Consider the following 21,414-nt stretch of genomic DNA (forward strand, 5'->3'; position numbering starts at 1 on the left):
TTTTAGTCCAATATGGCGGATTTTTATTTTAATAAAACTTTGTTCATATATTTACTCTAACTTCATGTTTACCTTCCCTTAAAAAAGGTATTATTCCATCTTGAAGTTCATTTCCATCCAGCCATATTCCTTTTTTTTCGCTTTTGACAACTTCCACATTATACAGACATTTTCCCCTGGCATATCGTATATTATAACCTTTCCAGCTATCTGGTATAGCAGGAGAAATGGTGAATCCTGACTTTTCTTTGAACTTCATTCCGAGTATTGTTTCTATACCTGCCCTGTACAACCATCCAGCTGCACCTGTATACCAGCTCCAGCCTCCTCTTCCCACATGAGTACCCACAGCATATACATCTGCTGAAACTACATATGGTTCCACCTTATAAACTTGACAATTCAAATAGGTCTTAGCATGATTTATGGGATTTATCATGGAAAACGTCCTATAGGCCCTATCATTATCACCTATTTTAGCAAGAGCTATAACTGCCCATATGGCGGCATGAGTATATTGTCCTCCATTTTCCCTGACACCAGGTACATATCCCTTAATATATCCCGGCTCTAAAGAAGATTTGTCAAAGGCCGGATTAAGCAGCAATATTATGCCTTTATCCTCCTTTATAAGGTTTCTATCAAGAGCATCTACAGCTTCTTTAGACCTGGATTCCCTTGCGGCTCCTGATATAACTGACCAGGATTGAGAAATAGAGTCAATTTGACATTCCTCATTTTTAGCAGATCCAAGTGGAGTCCCATCATCAAAATATGCTCTTCTATACCAGCTTCCATCCCAGGCATTTTTCTCCAGATTCTCCCTTATAAACTCCTTTGACTTTAAGTATTTATTTTCGCATTCATTATCTCCCATAAATCTGCATATCGGTGCAAATTTATCCAATATACTGTACAGGAACCATCCAAGCCATACACTTTCGCCTTTACCCTTATTGCCTACAGTATTCATACCATCATTCCAGTCTCCTGAGCCCATAAGAGGTATATTATGCGATCCAAATCTCAGAGATCTTTCAATAGCTTTTATGCAGTGTTCATAAACAGTCCCTTTTTCCCCGGATATATTGGATATATTATATCTTTCATCCTCTCCCTCTTTCAACTGCTCATCCTGTAAATAGGATACTTTTTCATTCAATATGCTGTAGTCTCCCGTATTTTGGATATAATCTTCTACTGCATAAGGCATCCAGAGCAAATCATCTGAAAACCTGGTTCTGATTCCGCTTCCTATAAAAGGATGCCACCAATGTTGGACATCACCTTCCAGATACTGTCTAGAAGCACTGTATACTATATGGTCTCTTGTTATGGCAGGATCCACATAGGAAAGAGCCATTACATCCTGAAGCTGATCCCTGAATCCATAAGCACCTCCCGATTGATAAAATGCAGTTCTGGACCAATATCTACAAGATAATACCTGATACATAAGCCATCCATTCAACATAATATTCATAGAAACATCCGGTGTATCAACCTGTATAGTGTTAAACAAGTCTTTCCAATAATTCTTGACTTTTTTTAATCCCATACTGACATCTTCCACATTACTGTATTTTTCAAAAACTCTGCTTATTTGCTCCAAACTATCCTCCTGCCCCAGGAGAATTATAATTTCTCCCTCTGAGTTTTTATCCAATTCTATTTTTATATTTTGGGCAAGACAGGGATCAACTCCAGCACCAACTTTATTTGAAAAGTTTTCAGATTGAAGAGCTTCAGGAGCGGATATATCCCCTTCTCTTCCTATAAATTCCTCTCTGCTTCCAGTATAGGACAACTCCTGACCACCTAAAATTTTCATATAACATATTCCATCTTTAAAATGTTCACTATATGGATTTTTTGCATATAAAAATTCATGTTCATTATTAAATCCAGTGTATATATGCTGTGCCGTTTGCTCATGGCAGACTCCCAATACCAGCTTTGCATAGTAAGTTACTGAAAGTTTTCTCTTATCCCCGCTTATATTCTGTAATTTTATCCTGCAGACCTTCACACTATCCTCTGTATCTGCAAATACAGTCATTTCACCTATTATATTGTCAGCCTCATGTTTAAAAGTAGAATACCCAAAACCATGTTCTATTATATACTCTCCAGAATCTCTAACCGGCTTAGGGGATATGCTCCATACATGACCTGTTGTCTCATCTTTTATATATATCTCTTCTGCTTCGCCATCCATAACAGCATCATTGGACCAGGTTGTAAGCTTATTTTCCCTGCTATTTTTATTCCATGTATAGGATACTCCATTTTCAGAAATATGGAATCCAAATTTTTTATTTGAAATCACATTTATCCATGGTGCAGGTGTATTGTTATAATTCTTTAATATTATTATATATGACCTGCCATCTTTAGAAAATCCGCCTATATCATTAAAATATTGAAGTGGAGGTATTTCAAAATTATAGGAGGAATTTGCCTTTTGGTTATGCCTGTAATTTGTACAGTCTTTTCTGTTTTCATCTTTTATGGAATCCACATTATCCATAAATTGATTAGACAGTTCTCCCCCTTCTCCATCTATTACAAACCTGGACACAGCTTTTAGAAAATCTACATCCTCCTGTACTGAACTTTTATTATAGATAAATATTTTCCCACCTTTATTTCTTTTAATTCTAGACAAGCTGGAATTCACAGCATCCCTTAATTTATCCTGAAGAGGTTGTGTATAAGAGCTATCTTCCAAATTTAATAAAACCAAATCCACCGGCAAATTTTTTAGAGTCCAGTACTCATGGGCACATAAAAATTGTCTTACAAGACTCATATGATCTTCACCTCTTATAATAAGAAGAACTATAGGCAAATCTCCTGAAATTCCATAGCGCCACAATGCTGACTGACCGCTTTTCATATTCATAATATACTTGCATCTGTTTTGAAATAAATCATTGAAGAATAAAATCTTCGAAGCCATTTCCTGATATACATTTATCTGGTTTGACTTTATTCCAAGATATTTCATCTCCAGTTGAGCTTCAGTCCATGAAAGCTGAAACATCCTATTTACATTACATATATCACTGTACTTATCTGCAAGTTTAACTGCATTTTCTTTAGAATCTGCCAATATACTGCTGTAAGCTACCACACCAATTTTACCTGGTTCTATCCTTATTCTAACCCTCATGCTTATTATGGGATCAATTACTGCCCCCACTGACTTGGTAAGCTGTACATCATTATCCATTACTCTTGGATTTACAAGATTTCTATTTCTGCCTATAAAATTATCTCTATTGGTTTCATATTGAACTGCACCTATTTGTTCGCCTTCCACTGCTATAGTTTGCATAAGCCATTTCTTCTGTTCATCTACATTTCTAGGTCTTCTGCCGGCAATAATGCAGGTTGGATTTTGAATAAATTCAGTTTGTATAAATAAATTTCCAAAGGCAGGATGAACCAAATCTGCATTATAAGATGCCAGGGTCACTTCCAAATAACTGGTGATCTCTACTTCTCTTACAGAATTGCTCATATTTGCAATTGAAATTTTTCTTATCTCTCCTCCATCCTCATGAGATACGGTAATTTCTGTATGAGTTCTTAAATTTCCATCTTTTCTTTTAAACTCCGACTTATCCGGAGAGAATACGACCTCATATTCTTCAGGTGTGCATTTACAAGGTTCATAAGCAGCACTCCAATATTCATTGGAATTTATATTCTTTATATAGAAGAACATTCCTGTGTCATTTGTAACAACATCTTCACGATACCTATATACCATAATATCATCCATCTTGCTATATCCGCTGCCGCTATTTGTCACCATTAGAGAATAATTTCCACTGGAAATTATATTTACTTCCGGTATCTTTGTCCTCGCAGTAGTATATTTTCTTGTGATTATATTTTCATCTTGAAAAGCTATCCTAGTTTCTCTAATATCTTCTTCTCTGTCATAAACAATATTCCCGGATACTTTTTCTTGAAGTAAAAGTTCTACAGCCTTTACTCTTGGTATTCTATGGAATCTTTCCTGAAGTATATTTTCCATGAGAACATTGTCCAATGACATAAAACTCATTCCTTCATGATGTACCATAAAACACCTTACCAGGGCATTTTTTTCATTTTTCACAAGTCTTTTTCTTGTATAATCTAAAGCATCATAAAATCCATACTTTCCCTCAGCTTTTAATTTAACAATTGATTTTATATTATTTAAGGCACTTTTAAAATTAACCTGAAGAGCCATTACAGAAGCATAGGGGGCAACTACCAATTCATTAACAAGACCTCTCTTTAATCCAATTCCAGGAATTCCAAATGCCTTGTACTGATATACGGAATTTAAATCAAAGTCATAATATGCGGATTCTGAAATACCCCAAGGTACATGCTTACCATCAGCATATTTTTTTTGTGCCTCAACTATATATTTATAAGTATTGCTCAATAAGGTATTGGGAAAACTTTTCATAATTATAAGCGGCATTAAATATTCAAACATAGTTCCAGACCAGGAAGCAAGAGCTTTACCTCCTCCAGCATAAGTCATGGCTCTTCCCAGATTAAACCAATGGGACTTTTCTACCTGTCCTTTGGCTATGGCTACAAAACTGGCCTGCCTGGCTTCTGATGCAAGTAGATCATAATAATTATTACCTATAGTATGATTTTCCACATTATATCCAATAGCAAAAAGCTGTCTTTTTTTATCATATAATATATTAAAATCATGACTTTCACTCATTTTTGCAAGTTTATCTTTTATATTCTTCACTTCAAAAATAAACTCACCTATTCTGTACTTGGCGTTATCCAGTAAATTTTTCAAATCATCCATACTTTTATCGCAATCTTTTTCATCTTTACAGTAATCTTTAAATTCACAGTGAAGAAATTTATCAATTACCATGGGCATTTCTTCTAAAGATGTTTTACTAGCCAGTTCATCTAATCTTACTTTAAAGTACTTGAGTTTTTCATTTCTATTTACAAAATCAACCCAGGGGAAAAATTCATTTATCTCTTCTTCAAAATTAGATGCCATATATTGAACTTTTTTATTCCAATATAAGTCACCCTGATCTTCATCAATTTTCCGTGATTTTTTTAGAATTGCACTCAAAAAATTTTTCATGGAAAATATATCAAATTTATTTTCTACATTAATAAAATCTTTATAGATATTTTGAATTTTGAATTTTTCAGTTATTTCCTCCTGAGCTAATTTCAACGTATCCCTCAATCCCAAAACCAGATTTTTATTCACAAGGGGATAACTAATGTATTCCTCCAGGGCTTCCTCCGTAAGCCACATATATCCCACCAGATTTCCACTGTCCACTGTAGATATATATTTAGGTTGAAGGGGGCTTTTCGTTTTTATATCATACCAATTATAAAAATGTCCCTTATATTTTTCCAATGATTCCATATTTAAAATTATATTTTCAAGTCTGTATTGAAGTTCCTTTATCCCAATATATCCCAAATCATAAGCTACTATATTTGAGGTAATCCCCATAGCCATATTAGTTGGAGATGTTCTATAAGCTATACCCTTATAAGGTTTCTCTTGATAATTATCAGGTGGAAGCCAATTATTTTCCGGCAGCATGAAATCCTCAAAATAGGCCCAGGTTTCTCTACTCAACCTCCTCAACAGTTCTTTTTCTTCATATTTCATCTTTATTTTTTCATTATCTTTTTCTTCCTTGCTTACATTAAATGCTGCCCAAGGTGCAAAAAACCAAATTATACAAGAGGGCAGCATAAAAAGTGCAGTATCTACATGATTTCTAAAGGCTAGTAGAGCTATAACCACCCCGGTAACACTGCATACCCACATTGATTTCAGATAACCTTTAAATGTTTTTGTGGAAGCTGCTTCTGTGTCCGCTGCGGTTTGCCATTGAAGCAAGTATTTTTTACTTATAAATACCCTGTAAATTGTTCTTATGATAGCATCCAGCATTAAATAGGCCTGATAAGGTAAGAAACTTAATATGAGAAAAAATTGTTCCACTGCATTTTTAAAATTCCCTATTTTTCCTGAAAAGCTTACTCCCTCTGCAGGACATACTACGGTTTCCGATACATCAAAAAATATAGGGCATAACAATGAAATCAATGCTACAATCAACAGATTATCCGGACTTTGAAATACAGTTAAGGCTATTATAATGAGTATTATTATACCTGGAGATACCACACTTCTTCTTAAATTGTCAAATATTTTCCATCTGGATAATTTATTCAAAGATCTTTTCTTGAAAATCCAAGGTATTAATTGCCAATCGCCCCTGACCCATCTGTGCAGTCTTTTGCAGCTGGAATCATAATAGGCCGGATATCCGTCTATAAGCTCTACATCCGTTACAAGAGCAGCCCTTACATAGGATCCTTCCAATAGATCATGACTTAACACAGTATTTTCAGGTATTTCATCTTTTAAAACCTTATTAAATACATCCACATCATAAATTCCCTTACCTGTAAATATTCCTTCATCAAACAGATCTTCATATACATCAGAAATAGCCGTAGTATATACATCTATGCCAGTCTGGCCGGAAAAAATGCTTGAATACAAAGTCTTATTTGCACTCAACACACCTACACTTACTCTTGGCTGCATTAATCCATGACCCCTTATTATCTTTTTATTATCCAGATAGGGCAGATTTAAAGGATGCGCCATAGCTCCTATGAGTAATTTGGCTGTATCTTTAGGAATTATAGTATCTGCATCCAGAGTTATTACATATTTCACCTTATACAAATTTTTTATATCCCCACTTATAACCTCATAACTTGTAGTATTATCTCCCCTTATCAGTGAATTGAACTCCATTAATTTGCCACGTTTTCTTTCCCATCCGATCCACTTTTCTTCCTTTTCATTATATTTTCTATGTCTGCTTAAAAAATAGAATTTATCTTTTCCCTGACAACCATATTTTTTATTGAGTTTTTTTACTTCATGCAATGCAGTGCTCACTATGGATTTATCTTTATCATCTTCCTCTCTAATATCATCCTTAAAATCTTCAAGAAGTACAAAATATAGGTTTTCCTCTTTATTTGCCAGATAATATACTTCCATGTCACTTATAAGATCCCTTATCCTACGCTCATCACTTGTAAGTGCAGGTATTACCACTGCGGTACTGAATTCTTCCGGTATACCTTGTTTAAATTCCATTTTTGGTATAAACCTTGGTTCTGAAAGTCTATTTATGCTCCAGTTGAATATGGATAAAAATATCTCACTGCTTGGTATTAAAAGCACAATTGCCTCTATTATGTATTGCCATAAAGATAAATTTTCCAAATAAAAATTTATTCCTGTTATCAGTGCATCTAGAAAAATGGTTCCAGACACTATGGTTCCTATATAAAAGTCTGCAGTTATATTATTTGTAATTTTAAAATCAATTTCCTTATATTCCTCACCACTGCATTTTATCTTTTTCTTTAAACAATCCCTGCCTTCATCCATTAAGTAATAACCTACATGTTTCTCATACTCTTCTCCAGATTTAGAAGCTTCTTCAGCACATTCCAATACCTTTTTTGCTATAAATGATTCCGGCACATTTATGGCCTTGGATAATTTCTCTACTCTATGCCTATAATAATCCCTTGAGTAAAAGTCCATTCTGCCATAGGTTCCTGCAGGATCCCTTTCTAGAATCTGTTCTACATAACTGAGATGTTCAAAATTTTCTTTCCAGTTTAGGGCACCTATCTCTCTTATACCATTAATAAAGTTTTCCATTGAGACCTGATATATTCCCTGTTTCTGGTGATCAATATTTACCATTCTCTTAACAGTTCTATCTCTTTTATCTAATTCTTCATCTATCCAGTTGTATACCCTAGCATCTTCTATAAAATTATCTCTTAATATTCTTATAAACTTTTCTGTAAAATGAGATGTAAACCTGATTTTTTCTTCCTTTAACTCTTCTATCCCATTATTTACATTTTCTCCGGAATTTATAATTTTCTCTGCTGCAGTTTCAGCCCTATTCCTCTCTTTTTGCATAAAAATTATATCTTTTGTTATATTGCTGATATTTTGGATTAAAGCTATTCTTATCATTATGGGCAGAGCCCAAAGCTCACAATTTTTCAATATTGTATTTTCCTCATATGCATTTATAAAGTCTTCTATAGTGTCTTCATCCACAGTACCATAGGTATGTGACAACATTTCTTTGGCAATATAATATATTCGGGGATACCCTTTCATAATACCTTCTGTTATTATTGGCAGCTCTCTGTAATAGCTTTCCGGCATATTGGCCTTTATATCCTTGTATTCCTTTTTTATCAAATATAAATTATCCAAAAGCCATTCAGCACAGGGTGCTATTTCTATTCTTCTTTTGATTTCATCCTCAAAAAAACTACGTCCACTTAAAATGTTCTTATACTCTTTATCCAAACTCCGCATTAGCTTTTTCTTGCAGCTTCCTTTTCTGTCAGCTGCTGGAACAATGGATATTTTCCTAGCATGTTTTTTTAATTCTTCTCTGCTTACATTGAAAGAAGAAATATCATCCCCCACATTATCGCTTACGTTACGACATTTATCTAAATTTTTATAAATTATCACAAGTAATATGATTACAGCCATACCTATAATATAAAGCATAAAAAAATCCATCCTTTCCTGTGAAAAAGAATTGTGTAATACTTATTGTTTCCAATAAAACACAAAATATTAATTCACAGATAGGATAGATTTAAATTAAACCATTATTTCATTCTCTATTATTTCATCAAAACTCTGTCTTCTAACAATTGGCCTTGCCTCTCCATCTTTTACCAGAACCACTGCTGGAATTGGAATCTTATTGTAATTGCTTGCCATGGAATATCCATATGCCCCTGTAGAAGCTACAGCCAGGATATCCCCTGTTTTAGCTACCGGGAGTTTTACATCCTTTATTAATATATCTCCGGACTCGCAGCATTTTCCACCTATGGTTACAGCTTCTTCATAACCGCTGCGCACTTTATTTGCTATAGCACATTCATAATTGGCGCTGTAAAGGGCAGGTCTTATATTATCTGCCATACCTCCATCTACAAATACATATTTTCTTATGCCGGGAATTTCTTTTATAGCTCCTATAGTATAAAGAGTTGTTCCGGCATTACCTATTATGGATCTGCCCGGTTCTATTGTTAAAGATGGAAGTTTTATGTTAAGTTCTTTTGACTTTAACCTTGCACTTTCCAATATAATACCACAAAAATCTTCTATGGGTTTGGGTTTATCACCTTCACTGTAATATATTCCAAATCCTCCACCCAAATTTAATTCTTCCACTTCATAACCTGTTTCATCTTTTATTTTTCTAACCAGTTTAAGCATGATTTCAACTTCATCCTCATAGGGTTTTATTTCAAATATTTCAGAACCTATATGACAGTGGATACCTACAAACTTTAAGTTAGGCATACTCATTGCCTTTTTTATCATATCCATGGTTTCACCCTTTAACATGGTAAATCCAAATTTTGAATCAACCTGTCCTGTCTTTATATAATCATGGGTGTGAGCTTCTATACCTGGAGTTACCCTGAGCAGCACCTTTTGCACTACATCCTTTTTTTGTGCCAAAAGATTTATTTTCTCCATTTCACAGAGATTGTCTATTACAAATCTGCCCACTCCAAAATTTACTCCCATTTCAATTTCTTCGGGTGTTTTATTATTTCCATGAAAATAAATCTTTTCCATGGGAAAACCACTTTTTAAAGCGGTATAAAGTTCTCCACCTGATACTACATCTAAATGTAATCCCTCACTGTCTATTATATTGCACATGGCTAAAGTTAAAAAGGCCTTTCCAGCATAGGTTATCTTATTATTTTTATCTGCCTCAAAAGCTCTATAATACCTTCTGCATTTATCTCTGACAAAGTTTTCGTCTATTACATAAAGAGGAGTTTTAAACTTTTTTACCAGTTGTTCTGCACTTACTCCACCAATATATAAAACATTATTTTTAACTTCCATATTTCCAAATAACCTCATACTGGTTTCCTCCTAAAAGTTTTGTATAAATATTACAAGTTGAATTCCTTGGCTATAACATTTATTGTCCTGACTTTATCTTTCTGATTTATAGCACAGGTAATTCTTATTTCTGATGTAGTTATCATTTTTACAGTTATATCATTTTGTCTAAATAATTTAAACATCTTGGCAACCACTCCTGATGTAGTTTTCATCCCTATACCAACTATGGAGAATTTGGTTATATCCTCATCTATATCAATTTGTACTTCATTATTTGAATAGGATTTTAAAATACCTAAACATTCCTTTAAATCATCTTTAGGTATGGTGAAAGATATATTTACCCTGTTATTTATAGGTGCCGTCTGACTTATCATATCCACATTTATCCTCTTGTCGGCTATTTTTTCAAACAAGTTGGCAATAATATTTATATCATTGTCAATATTTCTCACCGTAATTGCTACATCCTCATCACTAGTAGCCAATCCTGTTACTGGCTTACTTTCCAAATTCATATCATCTACCCCCTTAATAACTGTTCCTCTTGTATCACTATTACTTAAACCCACATATACAGGTATATTATATTTCTGCGCAAGTTCTATAGATCTAGAATGCATGACCTGGGCTCCCAGACTTGAAAGTTCAAGCATTTCCTCATAATCTATTTCGTCCAGCTTTTTAGCATCTTTATATTCCCTGGGATCTACACTGTATATTCCATCTACATCGGTATAAATTTCACATGTTCCATTTAACTTCACTGCTATGGCAACTGCTGTAGTATCTGATCCTCCTCTTCCAAGGGTAGTAACATCACCTTCATGGTTTATACCCTGAAATCCGGCTGCAATTACAACTTTCCCATTGCTTAGAGCTTTCTTTATTTTATCTTCGTCTATGTCATCTATGAGAGATTTTCCGTACTGGCCACTGGTTTTTATCCTAATTTGATAGGCTGTATAACTTACAGCATCGTATCCCAAATCCTTAATTGCCATAGCAAGCAGTGCACAGGATCTCATCTCACCAGTGGACAAAAGTGCATCCAGTTCTCTCTTATCTGGATTATCTGTAATTTTCTTTGCAAGAGTTATAAGATTATCTGTAGTATCTCCCATCGCTGATACCACAACCACCAATTTGTTACCATTCTTAACTTTATTTACTACTGACTTTGCCACAGTTTTTATCTTTTCCGGGGTTCCTACAGAACTCCCTCCATACTTTTGAACAATAATTGCCATAATACTCCTCCCAAAATCTTTTATTATCGAGTGATTATTGGATTCAGATGAGGTTTCATAAGGAATACTTTCTGTACCTGAACCCTAGAAGAACTTATCCAGAGTCGTATCATTGCTAACACCCCTCACTTTGAAAAAGCTATAGATGTCATGTTAACAATGGCAGTCATCGGATAAAAAATAAGTACAGTAGAGGAACACACCTATACTGTACAAACATACATGGTTGTGCACCTTTGTAGCTCTCCACTAAAAATAAATAAATATTTTAATGACAACTTTGCACATATTCTATACAAAGCCAAAATCAGTTTTGCCAAACTAATTTTTCGGCTGCAATTCCTTTCTTTATTTCTCAAATGTCTGCCAACTCAAAACAAATACTATTAATTACAGCACCTCTACCCTAGGTAGCTAAATTATTAAATTGTTCTAAGTTTATCATAAATATTTACTGATTTCAACTATTTTTTTAAATTACATTGGAACAATATTATATCCTTTAGGTGGAACCTATAAAAAGTGTTAGCATATTATATTAATGATTGTAATAGGTAGGAGTGTGTATAATGAATGATAAAATAAAGCATTTCTTTACAGGGGAAAATACTTCGGAAGAATTTCACCTGTTTTTGGACTTTATAACAAATCAGAAAACATTAAAAAAGAAATTCTTTTTAAAAAGCAAATCCATGCTTTTAAAATCCTCCCTAATGGAAAATATAAGTGAGTATTTTAACAAAAATGGATATGATGTAGAATGTTATCATTGTCCTTATGATGAAAATTTATTGGATGGAATAATTATAAAAAAATTGAACATAGCATTGTTAAATAGCAATCTATTAAATGCAATAGATTCTCCATTGCCATATGAAATATTAGATTTAGAGGAAAATTTAGATAAAAATAATTTTGAAAGGTATATGGAAAAAGAAAATTGTATCAGCACAAAAATTAGAAATACCTCCAAAAGATCCTATAGATTTATAAAAGCTGCAAAACTTATGCAGGAAGACTGGGGATACTATAACAAACTTGCTGTTGATTATTCAAAACTGACTACAACCATTGAAGATCTGGAATCAAAAATATTATCTGACGTGGGCCTGGAAAATCAGGGAGAAAGCAGGCATCTGTTTGCCACCGCCCTTACTCAAAATGGTATAGTATCCTTTATAGATACCCTATATAACGATATGGATAAAGTATATGTACTGAATGGTGATCCCGGTACTGGAAAGACAATGGTTCTTAAAACTCTTTATAAAGAAGCTTTAAAAAAAGGACTATATGTGGAGGTATATCACCATCCTCTCATAATAGACAAAATAGAACACATTATAATGCCCCAGTTAAATACTGCTGTTATAACTTCCAATGAAATTAATAAAACCCAATTTAACGGCATACAAATATATATGAATAACTTAATTGACTACAGTAAAATAAATAAGACAGATGTAGAGGAAGACAAAACAAATTTCTATCTTTTTCTCCATAAAAGTTTATCTATATTGTCTTCAAATAAAAAACTCCAGGACAATCTAGAAAAATATTATTTTGAAAATATAGACTCAGATGCCCTAAGCATTACCTGTGAAAAATTTTTAAGTAAACTAAAAGAATATGAAAAAAAGCAAAAGGCATAATGGGTTCTCCATTATGCTTTTACTCTAAATCCCTTAGATGCAGAAATAACTCTGCCTATGGTAATTATCTTACCGGTTATACAATTTTTACAGTGTGCAGGAGTATCACCAGTACAGATCTTACCTGGATAAAGAGCATAAAGTTTTCTGTATACACCTTCCGTTACATTTGGCATTACTACATTGGCTCCACTTTCAAGAGCTATAGTCCTTCCCCTAGGATTCAACGTTTCCATAGCTGTAGTGGCCGGAATATTGATATTTGGCATTAATAATCTGGTTATTGCCATAACCTTAAGACTGGTTAAAAAATCCCCTCCTCTTTCGTTTTTTAAAGGTGTATCTTCATTTGGAATAAAGGGGCCTACTCCTATCATATCTGCATCTATATCTTTAAAAAACAATATATCATTTGCCAATGATTCAAAACTCTGATCTGGAAGGCCAATTAAGCATCCCGTTCCAACTTCATATCCTAAAACCTTAAGATCTCTCAAGCAACGTTTCCTGTTTTCATAACTCATGCCCGGATCCATTTTTGCATATAATGCAGGATCAGTTGTCTCTATTCGTATTAAATACCTGTCTGCTCCAACCTCTTTGAAAGCCTTATACTCCTCAAATGTCTTCTCACCTATGCTCAGCGTTACAGCCACATCCATTTTTTTTATGTTTGATATTATATATTTTAATTTATCCACCGTATAGTAATCGTCTTCTCCAGATTGCATAACTATTGTTTTGTAACCATAGCCCACTGCTTTTTGTGCCAGTTTGATTATTTCATTCGGTAGTATCCTGTATCTCTTAATGTTCTTATTATCACGTCTTAATCCACAATACATGCAATTTCTCTTACATATATTAGAGAATTCTATTAATCCCCTTAAATGAACCTCATCTCCTACATATTTTTTTCTCACTCTATCTGCTGCTTTAAAAAGATCTCCATTGCATTCATTGTTTTTAAATAACTCAATGATTTCACTTTTAGTAAGTGAATGATTAAATTCAGTTTTTTGAATCAATGAAATTAATTTATTCATAATATTTCAAACTCCTTTTATAAAAACATTTGAACAAACCACCACTATATAATCAATTAATAGAAGAAATCTTATATACATGCAACTCATGCAGTGCCCTTGTAGCCACTATATATTTTAATGTATTTTCATCACAACGGTAAGAAGTATCTATCATTATAACAGCATCAAATTCCAATCCCTTGGCAAAATAACTTGGAAGTATAACTTCCCCACTAGAATAAATCATATCTTCTCCATTGATTAACTTTATGTACATGGTTTTTTTTATTAAATTGCTTAAGGTTTCTGTATCTTTTAAATCCTTACAGATTACAGCAATACTTTCATAACCTTTTTCTTTTAGTTTTACCATATCCTCCAGTATTTTATCTACAAGTTTCTTTAAACTACTTATCTGTTCTTCTACAACTTCTATCCCACTTCTTATCAAAGATATGACTTTGCCATTTTTTAAATACTGATTTGCATAATTAGTTATTTCATTGGTAGATCTATAGCTTCTGCCCAGCGAAAAATTTTTCACCTTTAAATCCGAAAAAATATTGTCCAAATTCATCATGGCAGGTGTTTCATCTGAAGGTATAATTCTCTGATTAACATCTCCCACTACAGTAAAAGAATTACAACCAGTAAGTTCTTTTATAACCCTAAATTGCAGCGGAGAATAATCCTGAGCTTCATCTATGACTATATGCTTTATTTTATCTTTATATCTTGATCCATCTAATTTCATTTTCAAATACAAAATAGCAGCTAAATCCTCCTGAATCAATTTCCTATTTTTATTAAAGTCACTGTATACTGACACTATATCCGGTTCTTTCAGCCACTTTAATTTATTCCTTTTTATTCTTACAACTTCTTTTATAACTTCTTCTATTTCATTTCTTTTTTTGTATTCTAAATTTGTCTGATGAGCATTTAATTCTTCCTCTGTCATATTCTCAATCTTATTTCTGTATTTTTTTTGTATATATCTTACTAAAAGATTTCTTTCATCTTTTATCCTTGAATATATGACCTTTTTCAATCTTATACTTCTTTTAAACAGGGGCATCTCCTTAAAGTAATATTTAAGCATTTTCTCCATTTCCTCTTTAGTCACTATTATTTTGTCATAGAATAGTACATCCTCTGCCACAAAACAATTTTCTTCTATACTGCTGATTAGTTTATCTATATCAGCTACATATCTTAAAGAATTTTTATAAATTATTTCATGGATGAACTGCTCATCCCCGCTTAAAATATTTTCCATATATTCTCTTAAATCCATGATATCCGGCAAATGCAGAATATCATTGGTAAATTCGCTAAATGTAAGTTGGGTAACTTCTTCTTCTCCCAAACTGGGTAATACCAAAGAAATATAATCCATGAATATACTATTGGGTCCTAGTATAAGCACCTTTCCCTGAAGTAATTTTCTGTAATTATATAATAGGTAGGCTACCCTATGCAATGCCACAGTGGTCTTTCCGCTACCAGCTATACCATTTACTACAACAACCCCTTCCCTGGGCTGCCTTATTAGGGCATCCTGCTCCTTTTGTATAGTCATCACTATGTCTTTCAATTTTTCACCGGCATTTTTACTTAACACCATCTGTAATATTTCATCTTTTACATCTATGTTGGAATCAAACATTCCAATAAGGTTTGATTTTTTTATAATAAACTGCCTCTTGCCCAGTATATCTGCTTCTATTGTTCCCATAGGTGATTTATAGCTAACTTGTCCCAAGCTTCCTGAATAGAACAAACTGCACACAGGGGATCTCCAATCCACTATAACGGGTTCACAATCTTCTCTATTACTCATTCCGAATCTACCTATATATATTTTTTCCCTGCCATACTCATCTTCAAAAATTACTTTTCCAAAATAAGGCGAGCCCTTCAGTATAGTAAGTTCTTTTATACTCTTGTTTACCAATCTAAATTGCTCTTCTTTTGTATATATTTCATGGTCAAAATACTCAATGAGCTTATCTTCATCATCTTCATATTGTTCCAGATTCTTTTTCCGTAAATCCAAAATATAATCAATAACTTCTTTTCTAAGATTTATACTATCTATCATACATGTATTTATCTCATTCAGTACTTTTCTTAACTTTTCTCTTTCAAGATTTAATTGAACTTCCCTATCCGCCTCACCTTTTAAATCATCTTTCCACATATCCATATCTCCACCTTATACATTATCAGAATCTGAAGTCAAAACTCCCTTATTAGAAGATCCTTCCCCTTTTTTTTCATTATAATCTTTTATCATGCTCATAAATTCATGCCCCATTAAGGTTTCTTTCTCTATAAGTCTTTTAGATATGCTCACAAGCAGTTCTATATTATCTTCAAGAATTTTCTTAGACTTCTCATGAGATTTTCTTATTATTTTTAAAGTTTCTTCATCAATAATTGAAGCTGTTTCCGCACTGCAGTTTTGAACCGGCCTTCCATCTAAATATCTGTTTTGAATGGACTCAAGTGCCATCATGTCAAATCTATCTGACATTCCATAAATTGTTACCATGCTCCTGGCAGTTTGGGTAGCTCTTTCAATATCATTGGCCGCTCCTGTAGATATGCTGTTAAACCTGACCTCTTCTGCAGATCTTCCACCAAGCATGACACATATTTGATCCATCATTTCATCTTTCGTATTTAAATATTTTTCCTCTTCAGGCAGCTGCATGGTATACCCCAATGCCCCCATGGTCCTGGGAACTATAGTTATTTTATGAACAGGATCCGTATGCTTCAAAAGAGCTGCTACAAGTGCATGACCTACTTCATGAAAAGCAACTTGCTGTTTTTCTCCAGGAGAAAGTATTCTATCTTTCTTTTCCTTACCGGCTATAATTACCTCTACCGCCTCTTCCAGATCCTCTTGTTTTACTTGAGATCTGTGATTTTTAACAGCTCTCAATGCTGCTTCATTTATTATATTGGCCAAATCCGCACCTACGGCTCCCGGAGTGGATTTCGCTATTTCATTTAAATCCACTTCCGGTGAAACTTTTACACCTTTTATGTGTACTTTTAAAATATCTTCCCTTCCCTTTAGGTCAGGTCTATCCACTATAACTCTTCTATCAAATCTTCCGGGTCTCAAAAGAGCCTTATCCAAAACTTCCGGTCTATTTGTAGCTGCCAGTATAACTACTCCCTTAGAAGAATCAAACCCATCCATTTCTGCTAAAAGCTGATTCAAGGTCTGCTCTCTTTCGTCATTTCCTGACATATTCCCTTCCCTGCTTTTTCCAATAGCATCTATTTCATCTATAAATACTATACAAGGAGCCTTTTCTTGAGCTTGTTGAAACAAGTCTCTTACTCTTGCGGCACCCATTCCTACAAACATTTCCACAAAGGCAGAACCGGATATTGAGAAAAAAGGTACTTTAGCTTCACCAGCCACTGCTTTTGCAAGAAGAGTTTTGCCGGTACCTGGAGGTCCCACAAGAAGAGCTCCCTTGGGAAGCCTGGCACCTATATCCACATACCTCTGGGAATTATGCAAGAAATCTACAATTTCCACCAAAGATTCCTTTGCCTCTTCCTGTCCTGCTACATCTTTGAAATTTACACCAGTTTCATTTTCCGCATATATCTTAGCAGTATTTTTACCAAAGGACATTACTCCACTGCCCATTTTTTTGTTCAATTTTCCTAAAAATAGTTGAAGTAAAAATGCAATTATTATAAATGGCAAAACCCAATTTGTAAAAAATCCCTTTAGTGCAGTATTTTCCTGTGGTATTCCTCCATATTGAATCTTAGCGCTATTTAACTTTTTAACTAAATCAGGATCTTCTATTCTTTCTGTATAAAGAACCTTTCCCTTATCTACTTTATCCTGAGATTTGGGAATTATAATCAGTTTATCCCTGCTTACCTGCACCTCAGAAATTTTATTTTGATTAATATCATTTATAAAATCACTGTATTTTATATGCTGGGATTTAGCTCCGTTAATATACTCATTGGCTATGAATATAATCATAGCTGCCAATAATGCATAATAAATAAGGTATTTCCACTTGTTTTTATTAAATTTTTTGTTGTTAAACATATTGTAGCCTCCACTTTATTTCAGCTTATAGTTCTACTTATATTATAACAATAAATGTCCCTTTTCCTAATAGTATTTACAAAATATTTTTAAAGTTATTTTTAACCAATGAGTCAGTCAATATATTGTACACAAAAATGCCCTCAAAATCATTTACTCATAATAATTTCGACAGCATTTTTAATCATAATCAACATTGATATTCAAATCATATTTTCACTCACTGAAATAAAAGAATGATGCGAAAATCACTATTTCCACATCATTCTTAATTCACTATTATATAGATTTAATATGCTCTGCCCCAATAAACCAATTTATCAGCTTTCTTCCCACAGCATACACAAGTATCTGAAATGTGTTCCTGATCAAATGGAATACACCTTGAAGTTGCTCCCGTAACCTCTCTAATTTTTTCCTCGCATTTACTATCTCCGCACCACATTGCCCTGACAAAACCAGTCTTATTTTCCTCTATATTTTTAAATTCCTCCATGTTCAGGGCATCATGGGTATTATTGTCCCTAAAGGATTTTGCTTTCTCAAACATTGCATTGTGGATTTTATCCAGAAGACCAGTTACTTCATTTTCTAAATTATCCATGGACACCACTGTCTTTTCTCCCGTATCTCTTCTTGCAAGTACCACCTGATTTTTTTCAATATCTTTTGGTCCTACCTCAAGTCTAACAGGGACACCCTTCATTTCATACTCGCTAAATTTCCAGCCTGGTGTCTTGTCGCTGTCATCAATTTTCACCCTTAAGGACTTTGACAGTATATTCTTTAATTCATTTGCTTTTTCAAGCACTCCATCTTTATGCTGTGCTATAGGTACTATGATGACTTGTATTGGAGCTATTCTAGGCGGCATTACCATGCCATTATCATCTCCATGTACCATTATTATCGCTCCGATCAATCTTGTTGTTACAGCCCAGGTAGTATAATGCACATACTGCTGTTTACCCTCCTTGTCAGAATATTGGATTCCAAATGCCTTGGCAAAATTTTCACCAAGATAATGGGATGTTCCCGCCTGGAGAGCTTTCCCATCATGCATCAGGCTTTCAATAGTATAAGTGTCTACAGCACCTGCAAATTTTTCACTTTCGGTTTTTTTACCTTGAATTACCGGCATGGCCAAGACATCTTTACACAATTCAGAATACAAATTCAATATATATCTAGTTTCTTCCTCGGCTTCTTCCTTAGTGGCATGTATTGTATGCCCCTCCTGCCATAAAAATTCTGCTGTTCTCAAAAATGGTCTGGTGGTTTTTTCCCATCTCACCACGGAACACCATTGATTATATAGTTTCGGGAGATCTTTATATGAGTGAATAATCTTGGCAAAATGATCGCAAAATAGAGTTTCTGAAGTTGGTCTTACACATAATCTTTCTGTAAGCTCTTCATTCCCTCCTTCAGTTACCCAGGCCACCTCTGGAGCAAATCCTTCAACATGCTCTTTTTCCTTTTCCAATAAATGTTCCGGAATAAATACAGGCATATATACATTTTCATGCCCTGTTTCCTTTATTTTTGTATCTACATATTTCTGAATACCCTCCCAGATTGCATAGCCATAAGGGCGTATTATCATGCATCCTCTTACACTTGAATAATCTGCCAACTCTGCCTTTCTCACAATATCTGTATACCATTGGGCAAAATCTTCACTTCTAGATGTTATCTGTTCTACTAATTTTTTATCCAATTTAACTACCTCCAATACTAATAAAACTTTAACTTAATCTATAGAATATATTTCATTATTAATATTTTAAATATAAAAAAACCTCTAATCCCCAAAAAAGGGACCGAGGTTATATTTCGGTGGTACCACCCTGATTAATATATTTAAATATAAAACATACTCACTTCACTTACAATTTTAACGGCAATCGCCGCTGTATCCTACTGCTATTTCGGTACAGAACTCCAAGGTAGGTTCAACATATTCTTTTGGAAACTTCCACCTGCCGTTTCCTCTCTTAAAAAGAATGCTATGCTTACTAATCCTCTTCTTTGAATTTTAAATATTTAATTAAACTAGCATAACTTATTTTATATAATAGAATATAAACTATTTGTTGTCAATAGATTTTACCTTTATTTTTTAAATAAAATTTAAAATCTGAAGCATAAAAAATCAATGAGAAAATGCCAATATGGTTCTTATAATATCCTCTATTCTGTTCTTAATTAAATCGGGTGTATATTTCATAGAATCCTCCAGGCACATAGGTCTATCTACAATGCTGAACAATGAGGTTACTCCTATGTCATATAAGTCCTTATAATTTTTCCCAAGACCACCAGACAATATAATTACAGGTTTATTGTATTTTTTCGCCAGCTTGGCAACACCAGAAGGTGCCTTCCCAAAAGAAGTTTGAAAGTCAGTGTTTCCCTCTCCTGTTATAATTAAATTGCTGTTTTTAATTTTACCCTCCATATTTGTAATATCTATTACAATATCTATTCCATTCTTTAATTCTGCATTTAGAAATACAATAAGTGCAAATCCCAGGCCTCCAGCTGCACCTGCACCTGGAGTTTCAGATAAATCTTTATTAAAAGTATCTTTTACAATATATGAATAATGCCTTAAATTATCATCCAGCACCTTAACCATTTCAGGTGTGGCATTTTTTTGGGGTCCATATACCGCCGAAGCTCCATTTTCACCACACAAGGGATTATTTACATCAGAAGCTACAATGAATTGGCTTTCATAAATTCTTTTATCCAATTTATTCAAATCGATTTTTACCAGATTATTAAGATTTCCTCCGCCATAGCAAAGTTCATTATTATGCTGATCTAAAAATCTTACACCTAAAGCCTGAAGCATTCCTGCTCCGCCATCGTTTGTAGCACTGCCGCCAATTCCAATTATAAATTTTCTGCATCCTCTATCTAAAGCATTTTTTATAAGCTCGCCAGTACCAAAGGACGTAGTTATAAGTGGATTGCGTTTATCCTCGGGAATAAGATATAACCCTGAAGCTGAAGCCATTTCTATAATTGCCGTACCACCTTTTAAAATCCCATAATGGGCTTCCACCTTTTCTCCCAGCGGTCCTGTAACATATTCAGCATACTCTGTACCTTCTGCAGATGTAATAATTGCATCTACAGTTCCTTCTCCTCCATCTGCAATGGGAACTTCGATTATTTCCGCATTAGGTGCTGCTCTAAGTATCCCTTCCTTAAGTGCAGTACATACATTTTTTGATGACAAACTACCTTTAAATGAATCTGGTGCAAGAAGTATTTTCAATTTTATTACCTCCTATTATTTAACTAATAGTGCATTAAAGTACATATTAATAATACA

General features: G+C 33.8%; 9 protein-coding genes, 1 riboswitch and 1 other annotated feature. Of the genes, 1 reads left to right on the forward strand and 8 read right to left on the reverse strand.

Annotated elements, in window-relative coordinates:
* Positions 1 to 43: 43 nt before the first annotated feature.
* From AB8U03_RS06400 to AB8U03_RS06410, 3 genes are all read right to left on the reverse strand, one after another.
* The gene (locus AB8U03_RS06400; RefSeq protein ID WP_369703713.1) at positions 44 to 8,662 is read right to left on the reverse strand and encodes a GH36-type glycosyl hydrolase domain-containing protein; all 8,619 of its coding nucleotides are present in this window, start codon (positions 8,660 to 8,662) and stop codon (positions 44 to 46) included.
* Between the two features lie 96 nt (positions 8,663 to 8,758).
* Positions 8,759 to 10,054, reverse strand: coding sequence for a diaminopimelate decarboxylase (gene lysA, locus AB8U03_RS06405; RefSeq protein ID WP_369703714.1), 1,296 nt, complete (start codon positions 10,052 to 10,054; stop codon positions 8,759 to 8,761).
* Positions 10,055 to 10,086: 32 nt separating this feature from the next.
* Positions 10,087 to 11,289: an aspartate kinase gene (locus AB8U03_RS06410; RefSeq protein WP_369703715.1), complete on the reverse strand. Its 1,203-nt coding sequence runs from the start codon at positions 11,287 to 11,289 to the stop codon at positions 10,087 to 10,089.
* Positions 11,290 to 11,520: 231 nt separating this feature from the next.
* A riboswitch (Lysine riboswitch) is annotated at positions 11,521 to 11,701 on the reverse strand.
* Positions 11,702 to 11,858: 157 nt separating this feature from the next.
* Here AB8U03_RS06410 and AB8U03_RS06415 point away from each other — a divergent pair.
* Complete coding sequence (locus AB8U03_RS06415) at positions 11,859 to 12,941, forward strand: ATPase (protein ID WP_369703716.1); 1,083 nt, start codon at positions 11,859 to 11,861, stop codon at positions 12,939 to 12,941.
* Positions 12,942 to 12,952: 11 nt separating this feature from the next.
* Here AB8U03_RS06415 and hydE read toward each other — a convergent pair whose 3' ends face one another.
* The 5 genes from hydE to AB8U03_RS06440 form a co-directional block, all read right to left on the reverse strand.
* On the reverse strand, positions 12,953 to 13,987 hold the full coding sequence (gene hydE / locus AB8U03_RS06420; RefSeq protein ID WP_369703717.1) for a [FeFe] hydrogenase H-cluster radical SAM maturase HydE: 1,035 nt from the start codon (positions 13,985 to 13,987) through the stop codon (positions 12,953 to 12,955).
* Positions 13,988 to 14,039: 52 nt separating this feature from the next.
* Complete coding sequence (locus tag AB8U03_RS06425; protein WP_369703738.1) at positions 14,040 to 16,172, reverse strand: HelD family protein; 2,133 nt, start codon at positions 16,170 to 16,172, stop codon at positions 14,040 to 14,042.
* A 15-nt stretch (positions 16,173 to 16,187) separates the two neighbouring features.
* Complete coding sequence (ftsH, locus tag AB8U03_RS06430; RefSeq protein ID WP_369703718.1) at positions 16,188 to 18,068, reverse strand: ATP-dependent zinc metalloprotease FtsH; 1,881 nt, start codon at positions 18,066 to 18,068, stop codon at positions 16,188 to 16,190.
* A gap of 289 nt (positions 18,069 to 18,357) precedes the next feature.
* Positions 18,358 to 19,788 (reverse strand): proline--tRNA ligase, encoded by a 1,431-nt coding sequence (gene proS, locus AB8U03_RS06435; protein ID WP_369703719.1) that lies wholly within the window; start codon positions 19,786 to 19,788, stop codon positions 18,358 to 18,360.
* Positions 19,789 to 19,883: 95 nt separating this feature from the next.
* Positions 19,884 to 20,109 (reverse strand) — a binding site (T-box leader).
* A 114-nt stretch (positions 20,110 to 20,223) separates the two neighbouring features.
* Positions 20,224 to 21,357: a glycerate kinase family protein gene (locus AB8U03_RS06440; protein ID WP_369703720.1), complete on the reverse strand. Its 1,134-nt coding sequence runs from the start codon at positions 21,355 to 21,357 to the stop codon at positions 20,224 to 20,226.
* Positions 21,358 to 21,414: the final 57 nt, after the last annotated feature.

The organism is Clostridium moutaii, from assembly GCF_041205085.1.
Lineage (GTDB): Bacteria > Bacillota > Clostridia > Clostridiales > Clostridiaceae > Clostridium_B > Clostridium_B moutaii.